We start from the raw sequence: 18114 nt of genomic DNA, 5'->3' as shown, positions 1-18114 counted from the left end.
CGGCCACTGCCTTCATCTCCTCGCTACGGGCCTCCTCCAGCGCCCTCTTGACAGCCCTCTCCACCACCTCCTCAAGCATCTTGAGGTCGATGGACATGTGTGGATTGTGGCGTCTGTTTATAAACCTGTGGCTGTGGGTTTAGAGTGTTTGTAGTTTGGCTAGGTACTGCCAGTAGGCGTCTAGTTCTTTTTCGAGCTCGGCGATTTCCTCTTCTGTGAGGTGGGCGAATCTGCCTTGTAGTTTGAGGAACTCTTTGAGCGGCTTTCTCTTTGTCTTGTCTATGTGGCTGTTGCTTGGGGGGTTTAGCCTCAGCTTGCCGTGGTCCCACTCGTAGAGGGGGAAGTAGCCCGTCTCTACGGCCAGTCTCGCCACCTCCACTGTCTTGTTTTCGGGGTACCTCCAGCCGGGGACGCAGGGGGCGAAGATGTGGAGAAATGTGGGGCCCTCTGCTGTATACTCCAGCGCGGTCTTGATCTTGTTTGCCATGTCTAATATGTGGGATATGCTGGCGGTCGCGGCGTATGGGACTCTGTGGGCCATTACGATGCCGACGATGTCTTTTTTCCACTGGATTTTGCCTCTCACGGCGGCGCCTACGGGGGTGGTGGTGGTCCAGGCGTATTTGGGCGTGGAGCCGCTACGCTGTATGCCCGTGTTCATATAAGCCTCGTTGTCGTAGAGTATGTAGAGGACGCCGTGTCTCCTCTCCAGCATCCCGCTGAGGGACTGGAGCCCGATGTCGTAGGTGCCGCCGTCCCCCGCGATGACCACCACCTTAGTGTCGCCGGCGTCCCACAGCCCCTTCCTCCTCAGCGTCTTTATGGCGGCCTCCACGCCCGACGCCACGGCGGCGGAGTTTTCAAACGCCACGTGGATGTAGGGGTGCATCCACGCCGTCTCAGGATACGGCGTAGTGGTCACCTCCACACACCCAGTCGCGTTTGCAATCACCGCGTTGGGTCCGACGACCTTGGTTATCCACCTCATGGCGATGGCGGCGCCGCACCCGGCGCACATCCTGTGGCCAGGCGCGAAGAGCTCCTCCCGCGGCAGATCTCTCAGGGTCTTGTAGTACACCTTCATATCCTCACACCCATGAAGACCACCTCTTTCCTAGGCCCCTCTCTCAGCATTGTATATATCTTGTACAGATCCTCTACGTACATTGTGCGTTGCCCGATGCCGTGGATTACATTCACCGCGGGCTTATCCAGCCCGCTCATATACATGGCTGTTGCCACGTCTCTGTAGAGGGGGCCCTCGGCGGGGCCTCCGAACATTATCGCCCTGTCTAGAACAGCCAAGGCCTTCACGCCGCTTACCGCCTTCAAGACGTCTGCCGTGGGGAATGGGCGGTAGAGCCTAATTCTCACCACGCCCGCGGCTATTCCCCTCTCCCTGGCCAAGTCGGCGGCCGCCTTGGCGTTTCCGTAGGCCGCGCCGCCGTAGGTCACTATTGCGTAGTCGGCGTCTTCCATTCTGTAGGCCTCTACGACGCCGTAGCCTCTGCCGAAGGCGCGGCTGTACTCCGCGTCTACATCCTTGGCGATTTTGTACGCCTCCTGGAGGGCGAGTACCTGCTGGTACTTAAATTCGTAGTACCAGTCGGGGGACGTCAGAGGCCCCATGGTCACCGGACGCCTGGGGTTTAGCGTGTAGGGCCTGGGGGTGCGTGGGAGGAATTTCCTCACCTCTTCCTCGTCGTTTAGCTCCACGGGCTCCACTGTGTGGGACATGAGGAAGCCGTCGTAGGCCACAATGACTGGGAGCAGGGCCCTCTCGGCGAGGCGGTATGCCTGTATCACCGTGTCGTACACCTCCTGGGCGGATGCGGCTATGTATATCACCCAGCCGACGTCGCGGGCGTTCATCACGTCGCCGTAGTCGTTGTGTATGCTAATCGGCGCGGAGACCGCTCTGGTGGGGACGGCCATGACGATGGGTAGCCTCATGCCGCTGGCTATGTGCAACACCTCGTGGGCTAGCTCCAGCCCCTGGCTGGAGGTGGCGGTGAAGACCCTGGCCCCGGCGGCGGAGGCGCCCACAACGGCTGATAGGGCGGAGTGCTCCGACTCCACGTGTATAAGCTCGGCGTTTAGCTCGCCGTTGGCTACGAATTCGGAGAGCTTCTCCACGATCGTGGTCTGGGGGGTTATGGGATAGACGGCTATTACGTCCACGTCGGCGGCCTTCACGGCGTAAGCCACGGCGTAGTTGCTTGTCAGCGCCTCGATTTTTCTAGTTTTCTGTATCTGCATCATGGCGCCTCGGGGACCATTTCAATCGCCTTGGTGGGGCACTCGTTTGCACATATGCCACAGCCCTTGCAGTAGTCGTATATTATTTCGTACTTCACGTCGTATGTCCTGCCCCCCACTTTGAAGACGCCTCTGACCTCGGCGATGGTGCCCTCCGGGCAGTAGAGCCAGCATAGCTGACACCTGACGCATCTGTCGTCGTGTATCACCGGCTTCAAAGTCCTCCAGCCCGCGGTTGAGTAGCGCCTTGTTGAGCCGGGCTCCGTCACTACGGCGCCTATGGGAAGCTCGGTGGCTTTCGGCAGGCTCATAGCCCCACAGTTTCTTGGTAGGCCATTTGTACAAGTTTTACATTGAGGTCGTAGAGCCTCCCGGTGAAGTACTTCTTCAAAGCCTCGGCTACGGCTTCAAGCGATACAACTCCCGTGGCCTTCACCACGGCCCCGATTAGGGCGGTGTTTACTATGGGTCTGCCCAACACCTTGATAGCTAGGGTGGTTGCGTCTACGTAGTAGGTCTTTATTGGGGCTTTGTAGACGCCGTTTACCACAAGTATGGAGGTGTCCTTGGCGCCTTCTAGGGGGTTCTCTGCGCCGAATAGCGACTGGTCGGCCACCACTATTACGTCTGGGTGGAGCACCGGCTCTCTGATGTATATAGGCCTGTCCGAGATCCGTAGGTAGGACTTGACGGGGGCGCCTCTGCGCTCGGGGCCGAACTCTGGGAAGGCTTGTGCATATTTGCCTTCTAGAATCGCCGCGGTGGCGAGGACCTGCGCCGCAGTGACCATACCCTGGCCGCCCCGTCCGTGAAACCTAATTTCCACTACTCCCATGGGGATACTTTATTTTCCATTATTTAACCTTATCTTTTTCGGCTTATGCAGAAATGCTAAATTTTTAGTAGCAGACAAGCCGCCGTCGTGAGGTGTATATTCGTATCGCGGGAGGGGTTTCCCGAGTCTATGTATAAAAAGCTTGAGGAGGTTGGCCGTGTCGAGGTGTATCGCCACGGCGGCTCTCCCTGGTCCACAAGGGGGGTGCCCAAGTCGGTGTTGATAGAGGCGGCGAGGAGGTGCGAGGCGTTGGTTATATTCATCGGAGATGTGGTGGATAGGGAGGTTTTAGACGCGGGGGCCGCCCTGAAGATCGTCTCCACGGCGTCGGTGGGTGTAGATCACATAGACGTGGAGTACGCCAGGAAGAGGGGTGTCGTGGTGGCCCACACTCCTTACGTCTTGGTGGATGCCGTCGCCGATCTAGCCGTCGGCCTCCTGCTGGCGATTGCGAGGAGGATAGCGCTGGGTGACCGCCTCATTAGGAGCGGCGCCGCGGAGGCCGTCTGGGGGAGCCTCATGGGGGTCGACCTCCGGGGGAAGCGCGCCGGCATTGTAGGCCTCGGGAGCATTGGCTCGGCTATTGCACGTAGGCTGGTGGGGTTCGGCGTGGAGGTGGTGTACTGGAGTAGGAGGAGGAAGCCGGAGGCCGAGTTCGCCCTCGGCATCTCATATGTAGAGCTAGACGAGCTCCTGGCCACCAGCGACTTCGTCATTGTGACAATGGCGCTGACTCCGGAGACCAGGGGCTTTTTCAACCGGGAGAGGTTTCAAAGGATGAAGAGGGGGGCGTATTTCGTCAACGTGGCGCGGGGCGGCCTAGTGGATACAGACGCCTTGGTGGAGGCCCTCGAGACGGGGGTCTTGGCGGGGGCTGCTCTTGACGTGTTTGACGTGGAGCCTCTGCCTGCTGGGCACAGGCTGGCGTCTATGGATAACGTGGTGTTGACTCCACATATCGGCTCGGCGACTGTGGAGACTCGGCGGAGGATGGCGGAGCTGGCGGCTGGGAACGTGGTGTCGTTTTTCAAAACCGGCAGGGCCATATACTCGGTGTAGTTTTTAAAAAGGGGAGACGACTTGTGGACATGCGTATACTGGTGCCGGTGGAGGAAAACAGGGGCTGGGACTCCCCAGTCTCCGACGAGTTTGGACACGCGCCATACTTCGCGGTTGTTGAGGGGAGACAGGTGAAGATTTTCAGCAATGGGGAGGTTATAAGGGGGAGGGGCCACAGGTGGGAGGAGATACTCAGCCTGGGCCCCGACGTCGTCATTACTAGAGAGATTGGGAGGCCGGCATACCACGTCTTTAGAAACAAGGGCGTACGCATATACCTAGCGGAGGGGGCCACTCTACGTGAGGTTCTAGAAAAATTCCAAAGAGGAGAGTTGAAAGAGTTTCCAGCCGAGCTGGCACACAAGCCAAGGCATCACTAGGCGTTTCATGCCGAATACATTGACGTAAGATCTCTCCTCTTCTGGTTGTGAACGGCGATGCTCCTAGCTGAATATCAGTTTGTCTAGGGCTTCTTTGTACCTAACCCACCACTCGTAGTAGTCGTCGTAGTCTTCGAATTTCCACTCCTTTGCGCCGAGTTCGCGGGCGAGGGTGGAGACTAGGTCTCTGGCTCTTTTGCTTTCCCAAGGCATCGGCTCTGCGCCGGCTAGCTTGGCGTAGTAGGCTATGTCGCGGTAGAGCTGGGGGGTGGGGGGTTTTAAGCCGGCTAGGGTGTAGAGCTCCTTGAGCACCGGCTCGGCCCAGCCTCTGTGGAACCTGCAGATGCCTGCGTTGTCTATGTAGGCCTCTGCGACGGCGCGTTCGTAGGATGACTTGGCGAAGTCTTCGGGCGGCATGAAGGTGGGGTTGTAGTTTGTCCAGTAGCGCCCCTGTATGTACATGGGTCCTATCAAGCCGGGGGCCCAGTAGAAGTTCGGCGTCATGTACCCCTCTGTGCCGTACGCGGCGTATACAGCGAGGTCTCTAAATCTGTAGCCGGTGGCCCTCACTCTGTCGGGGTGGCGCCTCTCCAGCTCCCGCGCGGCTTTTCTAATGCCGTGTCTAGCCACTAGGGCGAGGACCTCTGTGGAGTTGTTTACAAAGCCTTCTATCAGCTCGCCTGCAAGCTTTGCGTTTTTCCTAGAGTCCTCCACCGGCTTGAAGGCGGCTGGGTCGAAGGCCGGCACGTCGCTCAGCCCCACCTCCTCCGGCTTCAGCAGGCCGGCGTGCACCGCGTCGAAGAGCCACGCCACTAGGTGGCCTGTCTCTATGGCGTCTAGGCCTAGGCGGTCGATTTTGTCCACCAGCGGCACCGCCTCCTGGAATATGTAGTTGCCTATGAAAGGACCCACGGCGTGGAAGGACTCGTAGTCCACCTTCTTGCCGCGCCACACTTTTTTACAAACGACGGGGCAGGGCTCTCCGCAGTTGTACCAGCTCCTCGCCTTTTCAAACACCTCAACCTGGAAGGGCTTCCAGAAGAGCTCCAGCACCAGATCTGCGTGCTTTACCCTCTCCTCCTTGGTCATGTAGATGGATTTGTAGCCGAAGAGGGGTAGCAGGTCGCGGTAGTGCGGGTAGTTTACCCCGAAGGTGCCCCCCGTCCCCATCTTGGGGTCGTATCTGTACTTCACAGTCTTTTCGTTGAGCACCTCTAGGTAGGGCTTGCCCATTTTCGTCTTGAATATCTGGTTTATTGCTTCGGCGTCTGCGACCTTTTGGTAGAGAGGCTTTTTCAAGCCCCCCACGGCGACAGCAACGACGTTGTGCCCCTGGGCCAGGGCAGTGCCCGGGCCTCCTCTAGCGGCGAAGTCCTCGGCGCCCAGCCTAAACTCTCCCCTTTTCGCGTCTATATCTATGGAGACCACGGCGCCGTTGTACGTGGTGAAAGCCGCGGGGCCCACCGCCAGCACCCTCGCGTCGTTTTCTACGAAAAATTCTCTGTGGGCGGCGTAGAGCCTTCGGGCTACTTCATATGCGTCCCCTGGCTCCGCCTCGGCGAGCTTCACCTCGCCACCTGCGATTAAGAGGGCTGTGGGCCTCGGGGCCCTCCCCACTATGGCAACCGCGTGGGCCCCCATTCCCATGGCTTTGTAAGCCGCCCCTCCGAGGGCGGATACGTGTAGCGTCTTGGTCTGGGGGCTTTTGAAGACGAATATCAATCTGTGCACTCCGTGTAGCTTCCCGCCGACGAAAGGCCCCATGCCGAAGACCACCGGAGCCTCCGGCGCCAGGGGATCTAGGCGCCAGGTCTCGCGCTCTTTATGTATGGCGAGCGCCAGATCCAGCGGGCCTGTGGACTCCAACTCCCGCCTCCTCACCTCACCGCTTTCTACGTTTATCTCAAATACGATCACGAGGGGAGGCGGGTGTTACCTAATATTTTTTTCGTTATTGCTGAGTGTACTCATTTCACTAGGGTAATACTTATATATCCGGCGAAAGTTTTTAGTTGTGAAAGTCCGCGAATTGATCCACGACAAGATTGTTTATTGCTTTGGGGACGAGCCTATTGAATGCGCCGTTGCTAAGATGTACGCCGCTAATGTGGGTAGTGTAGTTGTTTTAGATAGGTCGGGGCGCCCCGTCGGCATCGTCACAGAGCGCGACGTGGTGAGGTTCCTGGCTCAGGAGGTGGATCTAAAGACTCCGCTGGAGAACGTGGCGCGTAAGAACCTAATCACGGCGTCGCCAGAGGACTCCGTGGTGTCTGCCGCGGTTAAGATGATTGAGAACAACATTAGACATATGCCCGTGGTGGAGGGCGGGCGGCTCATCGGCGTAATTAGTATAAGAGACGTCCTGAGGGCGCTTGTGGCAGCTGAGGCGTTTCCCTAAAACCTATTTTTTACCCGGAGTTTCCCCCGGCCATGTTGAAGACACTGCTTGCTAGAGAGGCTGTAAAGTATGTAAAGAGCGGCATGGTGGTGGGGCTGGGCTCCGGCACTACTGCACGTGAATTTATCAAGGCGCTGGCCGAGATTAATATAGACGGCGTGTTGCTGGTCCCCACCTCCGCAGACAGTGAGGTGCTCGCCCACGAGGTCGGCCTGGGCGATAGGTTGCGCCCCATGTGGGCTGTGGATAGGGTAGATTTGGCGGTGGACGGAGCGGACGAGGTGGCTAGAGACAAGACGTTGCTCAAGGGGAAGGGGGGCGCTTTGCTGAGGGAGAAGATTGTGGACTACGCGGCGGAGAGGTTTGTGGTGCTTGTGGAGGAGCATAAGCTGGTCGAGAGGATACCGGGTAGAAACCCCGTTCCTGTGGAGGTCCTGCCGTGGGCGTGGAGATTCGTGGCTAGGCAGATTGAGAAGAGGTACGGCGGCGCCGCGAGGCTTAGAACCGACGGAGGCAAGCTGGGGCCTGTGGTTACAGACAACGGGAATTACATAGTTGACTGGGTACCCCCCGGCCCCGTGGATCCCTCAATTGAGGAGGAGTTGAAAGAAATACCGGGGGTTCTGGAGAGCGGCGTGTTCGCTAGGAGGCGCGACGCCGTTGTGCTCGTGGCTAGGCCCGACGGGTCGATAACTCAGCTCTAATTCTCGATGTCTACCTCGTAGTAGATGTAGACCGAGGAGGCAGTGCTGTTAGTCGTTAGTGTGGCGTAGTGCGTCGCGGTGAAGGACACAGACAGCGAGCCTTTTAGACAGCGCAGTGGAGTTTTGTCGGTGAGGTTGTACTCCCCCGTGAGATAGCCGCTGTACGTCCCGTTGCCGTATAGATATCCGTAAACGACCCCTCTCAAGGTGGCGTTTTTCGGCAGATACTGCCTCAGGGTGTCCTCCACCGTTGACTGGGTGAGGTCAAAGCTAGCTGATTTTATGTTCTTCACGCTGTTTATCAGAAGAGTGGGCCTCAGCCAGTCCACCACCCCTCTGGCTCCGCGCCTGAGAAAGGTGACGTTCCACTGAAATACGTCGCCGCTGAACCCCCAGCTGTAGTTAAGCCTCTTTAGGAGCGACTTGTTTCTAACCTCCTCCATGGCTCTGCTAAACACGGGCCCTAGGCTTCTGTACACCTCTGCGTCCAGCTCAGCCACCGCCCTTTTCGCAAGAGTCTCCGCCGCTAGGCACACCGTAGAGTTGAGCTGGGAGGCCAGGGAGCTCCACTGATCCAGAGCAAATTTCGCTAGGCGATACGCCTCCAGCGCCTCTCTATATGCGCCGTCGAGGACGGCGAAGATGCCAGCCACCGCTAGGAGAAGCACCGCGGCTACTGTGAAGTAGAGGGCCCACCACACAAATCTGGGGGATTTATGGCCTCCTGAAGTACGCCCAGCCCCGCCACCTCAGCAACTCTCTTCTCCACCAGACGTGGCCGCTCCCCTCTGCCACGTAGGCAAACGCCACATATGGCGGCTCTACACGGCACTGGGGCTCCACGGCGAAGACGGGGAGGAACTCCTCGCCGCCGTTAAACACAAGCTCCTCTAAAGAGAGGCCGTGGGCCGCGGCGAATTCCCTAACCTCCTCTGTAGTTGGCAACTCCTTCACCACTATGTCGACGCCCTGCGCCATGGTCCACAACACGTCTGCGAGCCCGTCGGAGGAGTCCATGCTGGCGGTGACGCAGTCAGCCGGGGGGAGCGGCCAATCGGGGGCGGGCCTTCTGAGGATCTCCACCCCCCTCCTCGCCGCCGGGTGATCCAGGTGCCAGAATCTGTAGGCGATGGCGGTGTAGCCGAATTCTGGTATTGTAATAAGCAGGTTACCTGGCTGGGGGACCCTCCCCAGCCTGCGGCGGGGGATGCCCACAACGGCGACGTCTACCACCACGTCACCTCCTTGGTTCAAGTCCCCGCCTACGTAAGCCACTGAGAAGCGGCGCGACGCCTCTCTTACGCCTTCGATGACTTCGGAGGCTATGTCGAGGCTGGGGGCTGTGACGGAGGCCGCGAGGTGGCGGGGCTCGGCGTACTTCACCCGGAGGTCGCTGACGGCGGCCGCCACGTTGCGCCAGCCGAAGTCGCTCCACGTCTGGAAGGGGAGTTTTGAGGTGGAGGCCGCGGAGCCGTCTATTTTAAGCACCACCCCGTTTAGGTACGCGACGTCGTTGTCCTCTACCCCCAGCTCCTGTTGGAGGCGCTTGAGAAAGCTCTTCTCGTCCACTCGCTACTCGCCAGCCGCCGCCTCTATGAGGGCCAGGGCCTCCGCGTCGCCGCCCCTCAGCCTCTGCCACAGAGGCGAGTTTTTACACAAAACATACCTAGTCCTAGCCCTAGAGTCGTCTCTCTGCATGTAGCCGGCCTCCACCAGCTTTTCAAGTATGTGCTTCACTAAGGTGAGGGCCACCGGCGCCGTTGTGTCCACGCCGCCGAATTCTAAAACTTTCCGCGGGGTAAACGACACGCAGGACCCCCTTGCCTCTCCTACGATTTTCCTCATGCCCATGTACACCGTCTTCAACACAGTTTTGAAGTCTGAGAGATTAAAACGATGATTCATGAAGCTACCCCCCGGGAGAAATTTAACTTCACTAAACAACTCCACCTCTATGTGATATCCCTTTACCTGCAATATTCCTGTATTCACCCCCAGGCTTTTATTCCCCCATAACCACCACAACTACATCACGCCTAGCCCTAGGCCCGTCCATCTCAATCAGCATGACGTCCTGCCACGTGCCTCTCCTCAGTCTGCCGTTTACCACGGGCATGACGACGTGAAACCCTAGAAAAACGTTGGCTAGATGTGCGTTGGCGTTGTCGTCTATCTCGTCGTGCCGATACCCCGCCCCCCGGGGGAAAAGCGCCCTGACCTTGTTCAAAATGTCCTCTTTGAGACGCGGCTCGTTTTCGTTTGCGGTCACCACGGCGGTGGCGTGCGGCACGTATATCAAAGCCAGGCCGTTTTTCACGCCGCTCCTCTCCACAATCCGCTCAACCTGTGCCGTAATTACTACCACCTCCTCACGCGACTTGGTAGACACGTGAAACTCCTCTACGTACACCTTCACGTGTCCTCCACTCCGCCGAGTATTTAAACGATTAGTAGATATAGAAAGCCGGCCGTGAGGCCGCTCACCAAGTTCACAGCCTCGTTAGATAGAAAACCCCTCCTCTTACACCCCGGCGCCGGCAACTCGGCGATTTTCCCGCCGCATAGGTACTTCGCCTGGAGGGTGGCGCCGAGGACGCTGTCTAAAAACTCGCCGAGGTACCCCAGGAGGGCCACTGTCAAGAGGGGGCCGCCCACGCCGAGTAGCTGAGACAACACCGCCACCGTCGAGGCTCCGGCGGCGGAGGCGGCGATTCCCACAGCGGTGACCCCCCCGGAGACGCCGGGGTCAACCCGCCTCCACGGAGCGAGGACGTAGCGAGGCACCCCGCCGTACGCAACGCCTAGCTCGCTAGCCCACGTATCGGCAGTCGCCACCGCCACCGCCACGGCCGCCGCCCCTAAAAGCCGCACGTCGCCAGACAAGACGTAGAGCACTGCAAACAACGCAATAGGTGTCCCCACGCCCGCCACCTGCCTCAGCGACCTCCCCGAGACGTCTTTAAGACCCATCTCTCTTTTCCACTCAGCCCTCAGCTTGGTGAAGACGGAGGACGTCAAGAAGAAGAAGGTCAGGAGGAGGAATAAGCCGAGGTGCGCCACCGCCACGGCCGACCCCACAACCGCAGCCGAGATGGCCCCCCTGAGCGTCAAGTAGCCCTTCCTCAGCGCTAGAAAGGCGAGCGCGGTGATGGAGGGCACTGCGAAGAGGTATATATCCATCGGCGGTGTTACAGTATATATATTTATTAGTTTCCCACAACGCATGGACATAGTCTCGGCGCTACATGCAAAATACGGAGAGGCCGTCGAGAGGGCCTTGGAGCGCTACCTCGCCATAGACCTCTCGCAGGACTTCCGCGAGGAGGTGCTGTACCAAGTCAAGACCGGGGGGAAGAGGCTTAGGCCCCTTCTGACCCTAGCCGCCGCCGAGGCTGTGTCGGGAGACTGGAGGCCGGCTCTCCCCGCCGCCGCAATTGTAGAGCTTATACACAACTACTCCCTTATCTACGACGACATAATTGACCGCGGCGACGTCCGGAGGGGGCTACCTACCGTTAGAAAGGCCTACGGTGACAACGCCGCAATTTTGATAGGGATATGGTACCGCGAGGCGATTGAAGAGGCTGTTTTAGACACGCCCAAGCCCGTTTTGTTCGCGAGGGAAGTCGCCAAGGTCATAAAGGCGATAGACGAGGGGGAGAGGCTGGACATTTTGTTTGAATACGCCGGGAGGGAAGACCCCTACTTCGTCAAGGCGAGGAGGAGGGAGGTGTCTGTGGAGGACTATGTGAAGATGGTGTCGCTGAAGACCGGGGTTTTAATCGCCGCCGCCGCGAAGTGGGGCGTGATGTCCGTAAGCGACGACCCATCCCTGGCCGACGCCGCCTGGAGCTTCGGCCTCAACGCCGGGATCGCCTTCCAGATAATCGACGACGTGCTGGACATATACGGCGACCCGAAGAAATTCGGCAAAGAGATAGGCAAAGACATTAAAGAGCACAAGAGGGGCAACGCGCCGGTGGTCATCGCGCTGTCGAGGCTAGCGCCCGAGGGGAGAGAGAGGCTACTCTCAATCCTGGCAAAACACAGCGTCGGCGAGGCAGATGTGAGGGAGGCAGTTGCCCTCCTAGACTCGGTGGGCGCCAGGGAGGAGGCGCTGGAGATGGCCCGGCGCTATAGAGACGAGGCTGAGAGACACCTAGCTAAGCTCCCCAACAACGCCGTCCTCAAGGAGCTCCTCAACTTCATACTTGAAAGGCAGTACTAATGTTCATCGTAAAATTCGGCGGCTCCGCCATTACGGACAAGACGAGGCCATACACCTACATCAGAGGCAGAGTCGCCTCCGTGGCCGCGGAGATAAGGGGCGTCCCGGCCGTGTTGATACACGGCGCCGGGTCCTTCGCCCATCCCCACGTCAAAGCATTCGGCCTCACCCCCCTGGGCATTGCCTATACAAAAGCGGCGCTTAGGAGACTCACCGCCTACGTCGTGGAGGAGCTGGCGCAGGCTGGCGTCGCCGCACTGCCCGTCGAGCCCAGCGACGTCTTCTGGGGGAAGACGCTGGCGAGGCCGGAGGTCGTGACCCACGCCGTTAGACACGGCATGTACCCCCTCCTCCACGGCGACATTGTGCCGTCCGACGACGGGTACGTCGTCATCAGCGGCGACGACATCGCGGTGGAGCTTGCAAAATTGCTGAAGCCCAGGGCCGTGTTATTCCTCATGAACGTAGACGGAATATACACGGCGCCTCCCAACACCCCCGGCGCGAGGAAAATTGAGGTAATCAGAGGAGACGTCGAGGTGGAGGGCACCGCAGGTATAGACGTCACAGGCGGCGTGAGGAAAAAAATAGAGGCAGGACTCGCAATAGCCAGGCTAGGCGCCCCGGTCTACTACTGCTCAATAACAGACCGGGCATCGCTCAGAGAGATACTAAACGGCGGCGAACCCAGGAACTGCACAGCAATCAAGCCCCTTTAGAAAAATCTGATGCTTTTTGGCTGTCCTGCGCTTAGTTCTATTCTGATGTAGTTGCTTTGTAGCTGGCCGAATTTGTTTTGTATCTGCTGGAGCCAGGTCTGCACCGTCGCAAATTTGTTTAGTGGGTATGTGAGCAGTATCACTGGGTTTTTGGTGTTGGTGGGGATTGTGTCTATGTAGTCTTCTGGGTTGATGGGTGTGTTGTAGATGGGTATCGGCAGTATGTACACTGGCTTCTCCCCGGCGTCTAGTGCTATCTGCCTAGCTACGGCGTCTGGAAGCGCCACGCCGGGTTGGTAAGCCACGACGTAGACATAGGCGTCGCCATACAGCTGAGACACCCCCCGCGAAACAGACCCGTTGAAGAAGACGTAGGCAGTAGACACCCCAACAACATCACTAAAACTCGAAGAGCCACTAGAGCCAGGTTGGGGTAGAGGTTGAGGAAGTGGTGTCCAAAGTATATAGCCGATTTCGGCGAATACCAGTATGGCGAGGCTTGCGATAAGCAAGGCGCCTGCGGTCTTGGCCAGGGCTTCTCTGGTTTTTATGAGTGCTATGCTGGTGAGGACCAGGCCCGCGAGCGCGGCTAGGCTCAGTGGGATGGCTAGTAGAGCTTTTTGAAATAGATCTAGTGGAGTGGAGAGCACAAACACAGCTAGCAACACGCCAGCTAGGTAGAGGACGGCGCCTACTCTGCCGTAGCCTCTCAAGCCCAGCGCTAGGAAGACGAAGCCAGCTATATTGAGCACGCCAACAAGTATCGCTGTTGCAAATACAGTAGACGTCTGGCCGGCTATGAGGAGGCCCAACAAAGCCAGGAGTAGAATGAAGCTGGTGATGATAACTAGCGATCCAAGCTTGACGTAGTTTGTCATATTGTCGATAGACTAGAATTTTAAAAATGTTGCTACTAAGCATAGTGGGTCAGTTCGACGGCTGTTTTACAAGGGCATTTGCAGAGCTGGACAGCGTAGTTGCTAAGATACACGCTTTGGAGGATTGGCAGTTGGTTAGCAGAGTGGCGTCGGTTATCTGGACATTTATTGAGGAGGGGAGGGAGGGGGGTTGCGACGGGGCCTCCGCGGCCAGGCACTATGTGGCGGAGGCGCTGAAAAAAGCCGGCGTAGATCTTTTCAAGCCGTACCGGGCGTATCTTCACGGGACGAGGGAGGAGGTTGTAGAAATTCTCCGCGACATATTTCCCCACCTGATAGAGCTGAGGAGGCCCGTCTCTGTAGAAGAGGCGAAGAGGGGGACGTACGGCGAGCCGCACGTCCGGCAGGCCGCCGTCAAGAGGCCAGCGGCGGCCGACGCGGAGAGTTGCTTCGTCAGGGCTATTATGGAGCTTAGAGAGGTCATGGCCAAGGCGCATCTGCTAGACGACTGGCAGTTGGTCAGCAGAATTGCCCACGTCGTCTACACATTTATTGAAGAGGGGAAGGAAAACGGATGTGACGGGGCGTCAGCCGCCTTTACTTACATAACAGAGGCCCTGGAGAGGGCGGGCATAGACAGGTTCAAGACCTACCGCGCCTACCTCCACGGCACGAGGGAGGACGTGTTGCAGGTGTTGCGCCAAATTTTCCCCAACTTGGTCAGGATTAGGCGGCCAGTTGCGGCCGAGGCCGTCAGCCGGAAAGAGCCGCGGAGAGCCCCGCCGATGACAAAAACCAAACGGTACGCCAGCACCTTAAACACTGTGTTTACAGTTTTAGGGTTTTTAGTGCTGATCATCATCTACACCGGCGGTCTCCCTCTGGAGCTCCTCATAGACACCATCAGTAGGGAGGGGCTCTTCGACGACGTGTATGGGTTCATAAACGGCACGGTGGAGGCGCTCAACAGAGAGCGGGCGTCAATGGGTATACCGCCAGCCACGCCTCTGTATACGCTGAAGGTGCCCGGCTTCAGGGCTGGGTACATGGCGGAGAAAAACTACCTATCTCACTACGACCGCGAGGGGCGGCACCCCGTGTACTACTACACTAGGCTCGACGGCGGCCTCTACGCCGTTGAGGAGAACATCTATGCGTGCTACGGGTGCAGGAGCCTAAATGCCGAGGAGGGCGAGCGCATGATAAGGTCCATGATTTACGACGACGCCGACTCCCAGTGGGGCCACAGAGACTCCCTCCTTGACCCGTGCAATAACTACGTGGCGGTGGCAGTGGCGAGAAACGGCTCTAACGTATACGCAGTTGTGTACATGATCTCATGGTGGGCGTCCTGGATAGAGGGGCCTGTCTACGCTGATGGCGTGTTCCGCGTCAAGGGATACGTCAAGCTCCCCCCGCCGGACGCGCTGTCCGACGGCAGACAGTTCTACCCAGTCTTTATCTACTGCGACAAGCCTGACCCGGCGAACTACAACAAGCGGTCCTACAGCGTGGGGAAGCTCTGCGCAGGCGTGTTGCTCCCAAATACGCGAGAATACTACCCAGACGTGCAGACGATCTACGCAGACACGTACACCGTAGTGAAGACCAGCAACGGCTGGCTCGTCGACCTCAAATTCAGGTACAGACCGCCCCCTGGCTATATAGCCACGGTGGTCATATTCGCCGCCCCCACCGGCGTTAAGTGGAGCCCGATGGCGCCCGGGGGAGAAAACAGACTGAAGCACTGTGAAGTGCTGAACTACGCCATAGAGGGATAAGCCGCTTCGCCGCCGTCCTCTGTGTACCGTACTGGCGACTTTTTTAAACCGGCGTGTTGCCTTAATACAATGTCTTGTCTGCCCAGCTCTGGCGACCAGTATTTGATTAGTGCTGTGGCTAGGTGGAGGGGCGGCGTCCCCGACTTCTCGGAACTTTCTTACATCGCAAGGCTCTATATCGAGGAGGCTCTGCGGGAGGGTTGCGGTGTCGATGAGAGGTTGTTGAGCTACATCGCCTCTAGAATCAAGGGCATACTGGATCTAAATCGCGTTAAGGCCTCTGAAGAAGAGGTCCTTACAGCTGTTAAGACAGCCGCCAGGGCCGGCGTCCTGGCGCCGCGCCCCCACGTCGACGTGCCGAGGGGGAGGGCTGGGCGGAGGCGGATAGTGCTTTCACATGATGTTTACATAATGCTTCAGTCCTATGTTGGTGGCGGGCCTTGCGCCTATCTAGAAAGAGCTGTGGAGCGGCTTGGGACGGGGGAGGTGGCGGTTTTGCTTAGGAGCTGGGGTGTGGAGGAGACGTGTGACGAGGGGGTGAATAGAGTCCTTAAGGAGCTGGCGCCGTGGGACACAGCCGACTTGGAGCTGGTGGTGGAGGATGGTGAGTTGGTTGTCCCGGGCGCCGCCGTTGTCAACGTCTTGTCCCGCGCCGCGCTTTACCAACCCATCGGCATGGTTTTTGTCGAGGAGGACAAGTGGCGCGTCTTCTCGGCAGTGGCTCAGCTGTACGAAAGCGTGAAGAGGTATCCCATATACATCGTAGATTACCAGTGGCAGAACTGGCGGCGGTTTACAAGTTTCGACGTGGCGGTGGTGGAGGGCTACGCCGTGGATATGTCGGCGGAGGGCTTGGGGGAGGGGTGCGGCGTCGCCTACAAGACGTACTCCCCGGCGGTCTTCGCCCACGAGCTTATCCACTGCGCCCAGCAGGCCGAGGGCAGAGTGGCCGACAGAGCCGCCGGGGAGCTGGAGGCTCATTCAGTAGAGAGGCTGGTGATGCTGGCGCTGGGGGGCGACGAAACCGCCCGGAAGATTGCCGAGGCTGTAAAAGGAGACATGGGTTCCTACATAGCTTCGATGACTGTGGACGGGGTGAGAGAGGCTTTTGCTGGCTCGGGTGTGGATATCGCCGCGCTTAACTACACAGTGGAGGGGGTCAGCCTCAAGGCAATCCCAGCATGGGCGCAGTACTACCGAGGGCTGGGGGAGTTGCCCCCAGGTCTCACCATGCTCCACAACATAGTCCATCTATACGCCGAGAGGAGATCTCCACTACTGGCAGACGTCCTCCTAAGACTCTTCTCTAGGCGGATCGGCGGGGCGAGGCCGAGAGCGGCCCGCGGAGTTGACTTGTCTCGCGACGTGGATTTCCTGCGTGAGTACGCCTACTTTGCCGCTCAGTACCAGAGGGGGAGGCTACTTCCTGCCCACGTGGCTTCGCTGACGTGGCTTGGCTTCTCAAAGGCGCTGAGAGAACTCGACGATTATGAAAAAGCCAAGAGCTACGTAGCCGCCGTACTTAGGGAGAAGCTGAAGTACACAGCCACCGCAGTAGACATAGACACTAGAGAAATAAAGCCCCCAGAAATACTCGACATACTAAGGGACATACCGCAATTTAGTCAACAGCTGAGTAGAGTCCAGCAAGATTCTAGACACGGTAGTAAGGGAGGGGAGCCGTCCACTCTCCATCTACACGTGCAGAGCCAGCACTCGCGCAGCGACGGAGACGAAGTAGTGGAGCTAACTGTTGCCGACGTTGAGCCACACCACGTGGGCGGCAACGTGGTGTTGATACCCTCTTATATAATGGAAAGACTGAAAATCAAGCCAGGCGATTACGTGGAAGTTGCCGGAAAAAAGATCGCCTATGCGCAAGTGCAGAGGACTTACACTAATGACGAAGGTAGAGAAATCATTAGAATGGACTACGTTATGAGACAAAACATAGGAGTCAAAATTGGCGACACGGTTGAAGTGAAAAGGGCCGTCTTGGGGCCCGCCGTAAAAGTCGTGCTGAAGCAAAAGGGACTTGGTGCGGTAGATGCCGAATCCATAAGAGATGCGTTTCTTGGCAAGGCGGTGTATCTAAATCAAAAGATAGAAATCCCGTTTCGAGGCGGAGCGTTTAGGTTCTTAGTAACACACGTGGAGCCTAACCCGGCATACGTCTCGCATAGCACAGAAATTGTTATTCAAAAGGAAGAGGCCGTTGCTGGAAAGCAAGCTGATAAAGCACTAGAAGTCGCCGACGCTTCTGCTGAGGCCAAGGAGCCACCTGGCCATTTCCTAATGGTTGCCGATGCCAGACCTCGGGATGTCGGCCGCTCTATTGTGAGGGTTCCTGTTAGGGTGATGAAGAAGTTGGGGATTGAGCCTGGGGATTATGTGGAGATTATTGGGAGGAAGTCTGCCTACGCCCAGGTGTGGCCCGCCTACCCCGAAGACGAGGACAAGGAGGTTATTAGAATGGACGGTATTATTAGACAAAACGCGGGGGTGGGGATAGGCGACACAGTCAAGGTGAGGAAGGCCGTGCTTAAAGCCGCCCAGAGAGTGGTGCTAGCCCCCACAGAGCCGGTCCGGGTAGACCCCGAATATCTCAAAAAACAGATACTACTAGGCAAGCCAGTAGCCAGAGGACAAGCCATAGACGTACCCTTCTACGGAGGCGCCATTAGATTCGTAGTGGTCCAGGTGCAGCCGGGGCCCGCGGCGTACGTCTCCATAGACACAGAGGTGACTGTGCGCGAGGAGCCGGTGAAGGAGGCTGAGCTCACAATCCCCAGGGTCACCTGGGAGGATATTGGTGATTTGGAGGATGCTAAGCAGAAGATTCGTGAGCTTGTGGAGCTTCCTCTTAGACATCC

At 58.0% G+C, this 18114-nt stretch carries 18 protein-coding genes and 2 pseudogenes; 9 read left to right on the top strand and 11 right to left on the bottom strand.

Annotated features, from left to right (window positions below):
• Positions 1-139: 139 nt before the first annotated feature.
• The 4 genes from porB to ACP5J3_RS03585 are packed head-to-tail and all read right to left on the bottom strand — an operon-like array spanning position 140 to position 3094.
• Positions 140-1084 (bottom strand): pyruvate synthase subunit PorB, encoded by a 945-nt coding sequence (gene porB, locus ACP5J3_RS03600; protein WP_428494398.1) that lies wholly within the window; start codon positions 1082-1084, stop codon positions 140-142.
• The gene (locus ACP5J3_RS03595; RefSeq protein WP_428494399.1) at positions 1081-2259 is read right to left on the bottom strand and encodes a transketolase C-terminal domain-containing protein; all 1179 of its coding nucleotides are present in this window, start codon (positions 2257-2259) and stop codon (positions 1081-1083) included. The genes porB and ACP5J3_RS03595 overlap by 4 nt, the downstream gene beginning before the upstream one ends.
• The gene (locus ACP5J3_RS03590) at positions 2259-2570 is read right to left on the bottom strand and encodes a 4Fe-4S binding protein (RefSeq protein ID WP_428494397.1); all 312 of its coding nucleotides are present in this window, start codon (positions 2568-2570) and stop codon (positions 2259-2261) included. The genes ACP5J3_RS03595 and ACP5J3_RS03590 overlap by 1 nt, the downstream gene beginning before the upstream one ends.
• Positions 2567-3094, bottom strand: a complete 528-nt coding sequence (locus ACP5J3_RS03585; protein WP_428494396.1) for a 2-oxoacid:acceptor oxidoreductase family protein — start codon at positions 3092-3094, stop codon at positions 2567-2569. The genes ACP5J3_RS03590 and ACP5J3_RS03585 overlap by 4 nt, the downstream gene beginning before the upstream one ends.
• An 87-nt stretch (positions 3095-3181) precedes the next feature.
• Between ACP5J3_RS03585 and ACP5J3_RS03580 the strand changes: the two genes are divergently transcribed.
• Together ACP5J3_RS03580 and ACP5J3_RS03575 are read left to right on the top strand one after the other, a co-directional pair.
• Positions 3182-4153, top strand: coding sequence for a 2-hydroxyacid dehydrogenase (locus tag ACP5J3_RS03580; protein ID WP_428494395.1), 972 nt, complete (start codon positions 3182-3184; stop codon positions 4151-4153).
• Positions 4154-4182: 29 nt separating this feature from the next.
• Positions 4183-4533: a NifB/NifX family molybdenum-iron cluster-binding protein gene (locus tag ACP5J3_RS03575; protein ID WP_428494394.1), complete on the top strand. Its 351-nt coding sequence runs from the start codon at positions 4183-4185 to the stop codon at positions 4531-4533.
• A gap of 63 nt (positions 4534-4596) precedes the next feature.
• On the opposite strand, the gene ACP5J3_RS03570 is transcribed toward ACP5J3_RS03575, so the two are convergent.
• A complete protein-coding gene (locus tag ACP5J3_RS03570) occupies positions 4597-6450 on the bottom strand; it encodes an aldehyde ferredoxin oxidoreductase N-terminal domain-containing protein (protein ID WP_428494393.1) in 1854 nt (617 codons plus the stop codon).
• 97 nt (positions 6451-6547) lie between these two features.
• Here ACP5J3_RS03570 and ACP5J3_RS03565 point away from each other — a divergent pair, with 97 nt between their 5' ends.
• Together ACP5J3_RS03565 and rpiA are read left to right on the top strand one after the other, a co-directional pair.
• Positions 6548-6931 (top strand): CBS domain-containing protein, encoded by a 384-nt coding sequence (locus ACP5J3_RS03565; RefSeq protein ID WP_428494392.1) that lies wholly within the window; start codon positions 6548-6550, stop codon positions 6929-6931.
• A 32-nt stretch (positions 6932-6963) separates the two neighbouring features.
• Positions 6964-7635 carry a ribose-5-phosphate isomerase RpiA gene (gene rpiA / locus ACP5J3_RS03560; RefSeq protein ID WP_428494391.1) on the top strand — a complete coding sequence of 224 codons (672 nt, stop codon included), beginning with the start codon at positions 6964-6966 and terminating at the stop codon, positions 7633-7635.
• On the opposite strand, the gene ACP5J3_RS03555 is transcribed toward rpiA, so the two are convergent.
• The 5 genes from ACP5J3_RS03555 to ACP5J3_RS03535 form a co-directional block, all read right to left on the bottom strand.
• Positions 7632-8336, bottom strand: coding sequence for a hypothetical protein (locus ACP5J3_RS03555; RefSeq protein ID WP_428494390.1), 705 nt, complete (start codon positions 8334-8336; stop codon positions 7632-7634). The two genes, rpiA and ACP5J3_RS03555, sit on opposite strands and share 4 nt — an antisense overlap.
• A gap of 13 nt (positions 8337-8349) precedes the next feature.
• Positions 8350-9204, bottom strand: a complete 855-nt coding sequence (locus tag ACP5J3_RS03550) for an AIR synthase related protein (protein WP_428494389.1) — start codon at positions 9202-9204, stop codon at positions 8350-8352.
• 3 nt (positions 9205-9207) lie between these two features.
• On the bottom strand, positions 9208-9540 hold the full coding sequence (locus ACP5J3_RS03545; protein WP_263245601.1) for a hypothetical protein: 333 nt from the start codon (positions 9538-9540) through the stop codon (positions 9208-9210).
• Positions 9541-9637: 97 nt separating this feature from the next.
• A complete protein-coding gene (locus tag ACP5J3_RS03540) occupies positions 9638-10051 on the bottom strand; it encodes a secondary thiamine-phosphate synthase enzyme YjbQ (protein ID WP_428494388.1) in 414 nt (137 codons plus the stop codon).
• Between the two features lie 23 nt (positions 10052-10074).
• Complete coding sequence (locus ACP5J3_RS03535) at positions 10075-10815, bottom strand: DUF92 domain-containing protein (RefSeq protein ID WP_428494387.1); 741 nt, start codon at positions 10813-10815, stop codon at positions 10075-10077.
• Between the two features lie 43 nt (positions 10816-10858).
• Between ACP5J3_RS03535 and ACP5J3_RS03530 the strand changes: the two genes are divergently transcribed.
• On the top strand, positions 10859-11863 hold the full coding sequence (locus ACP5J3_RS03530; RefSeq protein WP_428494386.1) for a polyprenyl synthetase family protein: 1005 nt from the start codon (positions 10859-10861) through the stop codon (positions 11861-11863).
• Complete coding sequence (locus ACP5J3_RS03525; RefSeq protein WP_428494385.1) at positions 11863-12582, top strand: isopentenyl phosphate kinase; 720 nt, start codon at positions 11863-11865, stop codon at positions 12580-12582. The genes ACP5J3_RS03530 and ACP5J3_RS03525 overlap by 1 nt, the downstream gene beginning before the upstream one ends.
• On the opposite strand, the gene ACP5J3_RS03520 is transcribed toward ACP5J3_RS03525, so the two are convergent.
• The gene (locus ACP5J3_RS03520) at positions 12579-13460 is read right to left on the bottom strand and encodes a hypothetical protein (protein WP_428494384.1); all 882 of its coding nucleotides are present in this window, start codon (positions 13458-13460) and stop codon (positions 12579-12581) included. The two genes, ACP5J3_RS03525 and ACP5J3_RS03520, sit on opposite strands and share 4 nt — an antisense overlap.
• Positions 13461-13504: 44 nt before the next feature.
• On the opposite strand from ACP5J3_RS03520, the gene ACP5J3_RS03515 reads away from it, so the two are divergent.
• From ACP5J3_RS03515 to ACP5J3_RS03505, 3 genes and pseudogenes are all read left to right on the top strand, one after another.
• A complete protein-coding gene (locus tag ACP5J3_RS03515) occupies positions 13505-15241 on the top strand; it encodes a CAP domain-containing protein (protein WP_428494383.1) in 1737 nt (578 codons plus the stop codon).
• A 69-nt stretch (positions 15242-15310) separates the two neighbouring features.
• A pseudogene (locus ACP5J3_RS03510) lies at positions 15311-17395 on the top strand (hypothetical protein); the annotation flags it as partial.
• A 141-nt stretch (positions 17396-17536) separates the two neighbouring features.
• A pseudogene (locus ACP5J3_RS03505) lies at positions 17537-18114 on the top strand (AAA family ATPase); the annotation flags it as partial.

It is taken from the genome of Pyrobaculum sp. (genome assembly GCF_049971835.1).
GTDB lineage: Archaea > Thermoproteota > Thermoprotei > Thermoproteales > Thermoproteaceae > Pyrobaculum.
This window is presented reverse-complemented; position numbering and strand designations above follow the sequence as displayed.

Bases quoted from the DNA above. Each gene is read 5' to 3' on its own strand.
- porB (WP_428494398.1), bottom strand. From the start codon at position 1,084: ATGAAGGTGTACTACAAGACCCTGAGAGATCTGCCGCGGGAGGAGCTC.
- ACP5J3_RS03595 (WP_428494399.1), bottom strand. From the start codon at position 2,259: ATGCAGATACAGAAAACTAGAAAAATCGAGGCGCTGACAAGCAACTAC.
- ACP5J3_RS03590 (WP_428494397.1), bottom strand. From the start codon at position 2,570: ATGAGCCTGCCGAAAGCCACCGAGCTTCCCATAGGCGCCGTAGTGACG.
- ACP5J3_RS03585 (WP_428494396.1), bottom strand. From the start codon at position 3,094: ATGGGAGTAGTGGAAATTAGGTTTCACGGACGGGGCGGCCAGGGTATG.
- ACP5J3_RS03575 (WP_428494394.1), top strand. From the start codon at position 4,183: ATGCGTATACTGGTGCCGGTGGAGGAAAACAGGGGCTGGGACTCCCCA.
- rpiA (WP_428494391.1), top strand. From the start codon at position 6,964: ATGTTGAAGACACTGCTTGCTAGAGAGGCTGTAAAGTATGTAAAGAGC.
- ACP5J3_RS03545 (WP_263245601.1), bottom strand. From the start codon at position 9,540: ATGAATCATCGTTTTAATCTCTCAGACTTCAAAACTGTGTTGAAGACG.
- ACP5J3_RS03535 (WP_428494387.1), bottom strand. From the start codon at position 10,815: ATGGATATATACCTCTTCGCAGTGCCCTCCATCACCGCGCTCGCCTTT.
- ACP5J3_RS03530 (WP_428494386.1), top strand. From the start codon at position 10,859: ATGGACATAGTCTCGGCGCTACATGCAAAATACGGAGAGGCCGTCGAG.
- ACP5J3_RS03525 (WP_428494385.1), top strand. From the start codon at position 11,863: ATGTTCATCGTAAAATTCGGCGGCTCCGCCATTACGGACAAGACGAGG.
- ACP5J3_RS03520 (WP_428494384.1), bottom strand. From the start codon at position 13,460: ATGACAAACTACGTCAAGCTTGGATCGCTAGTTATCATCACCAGCTTC.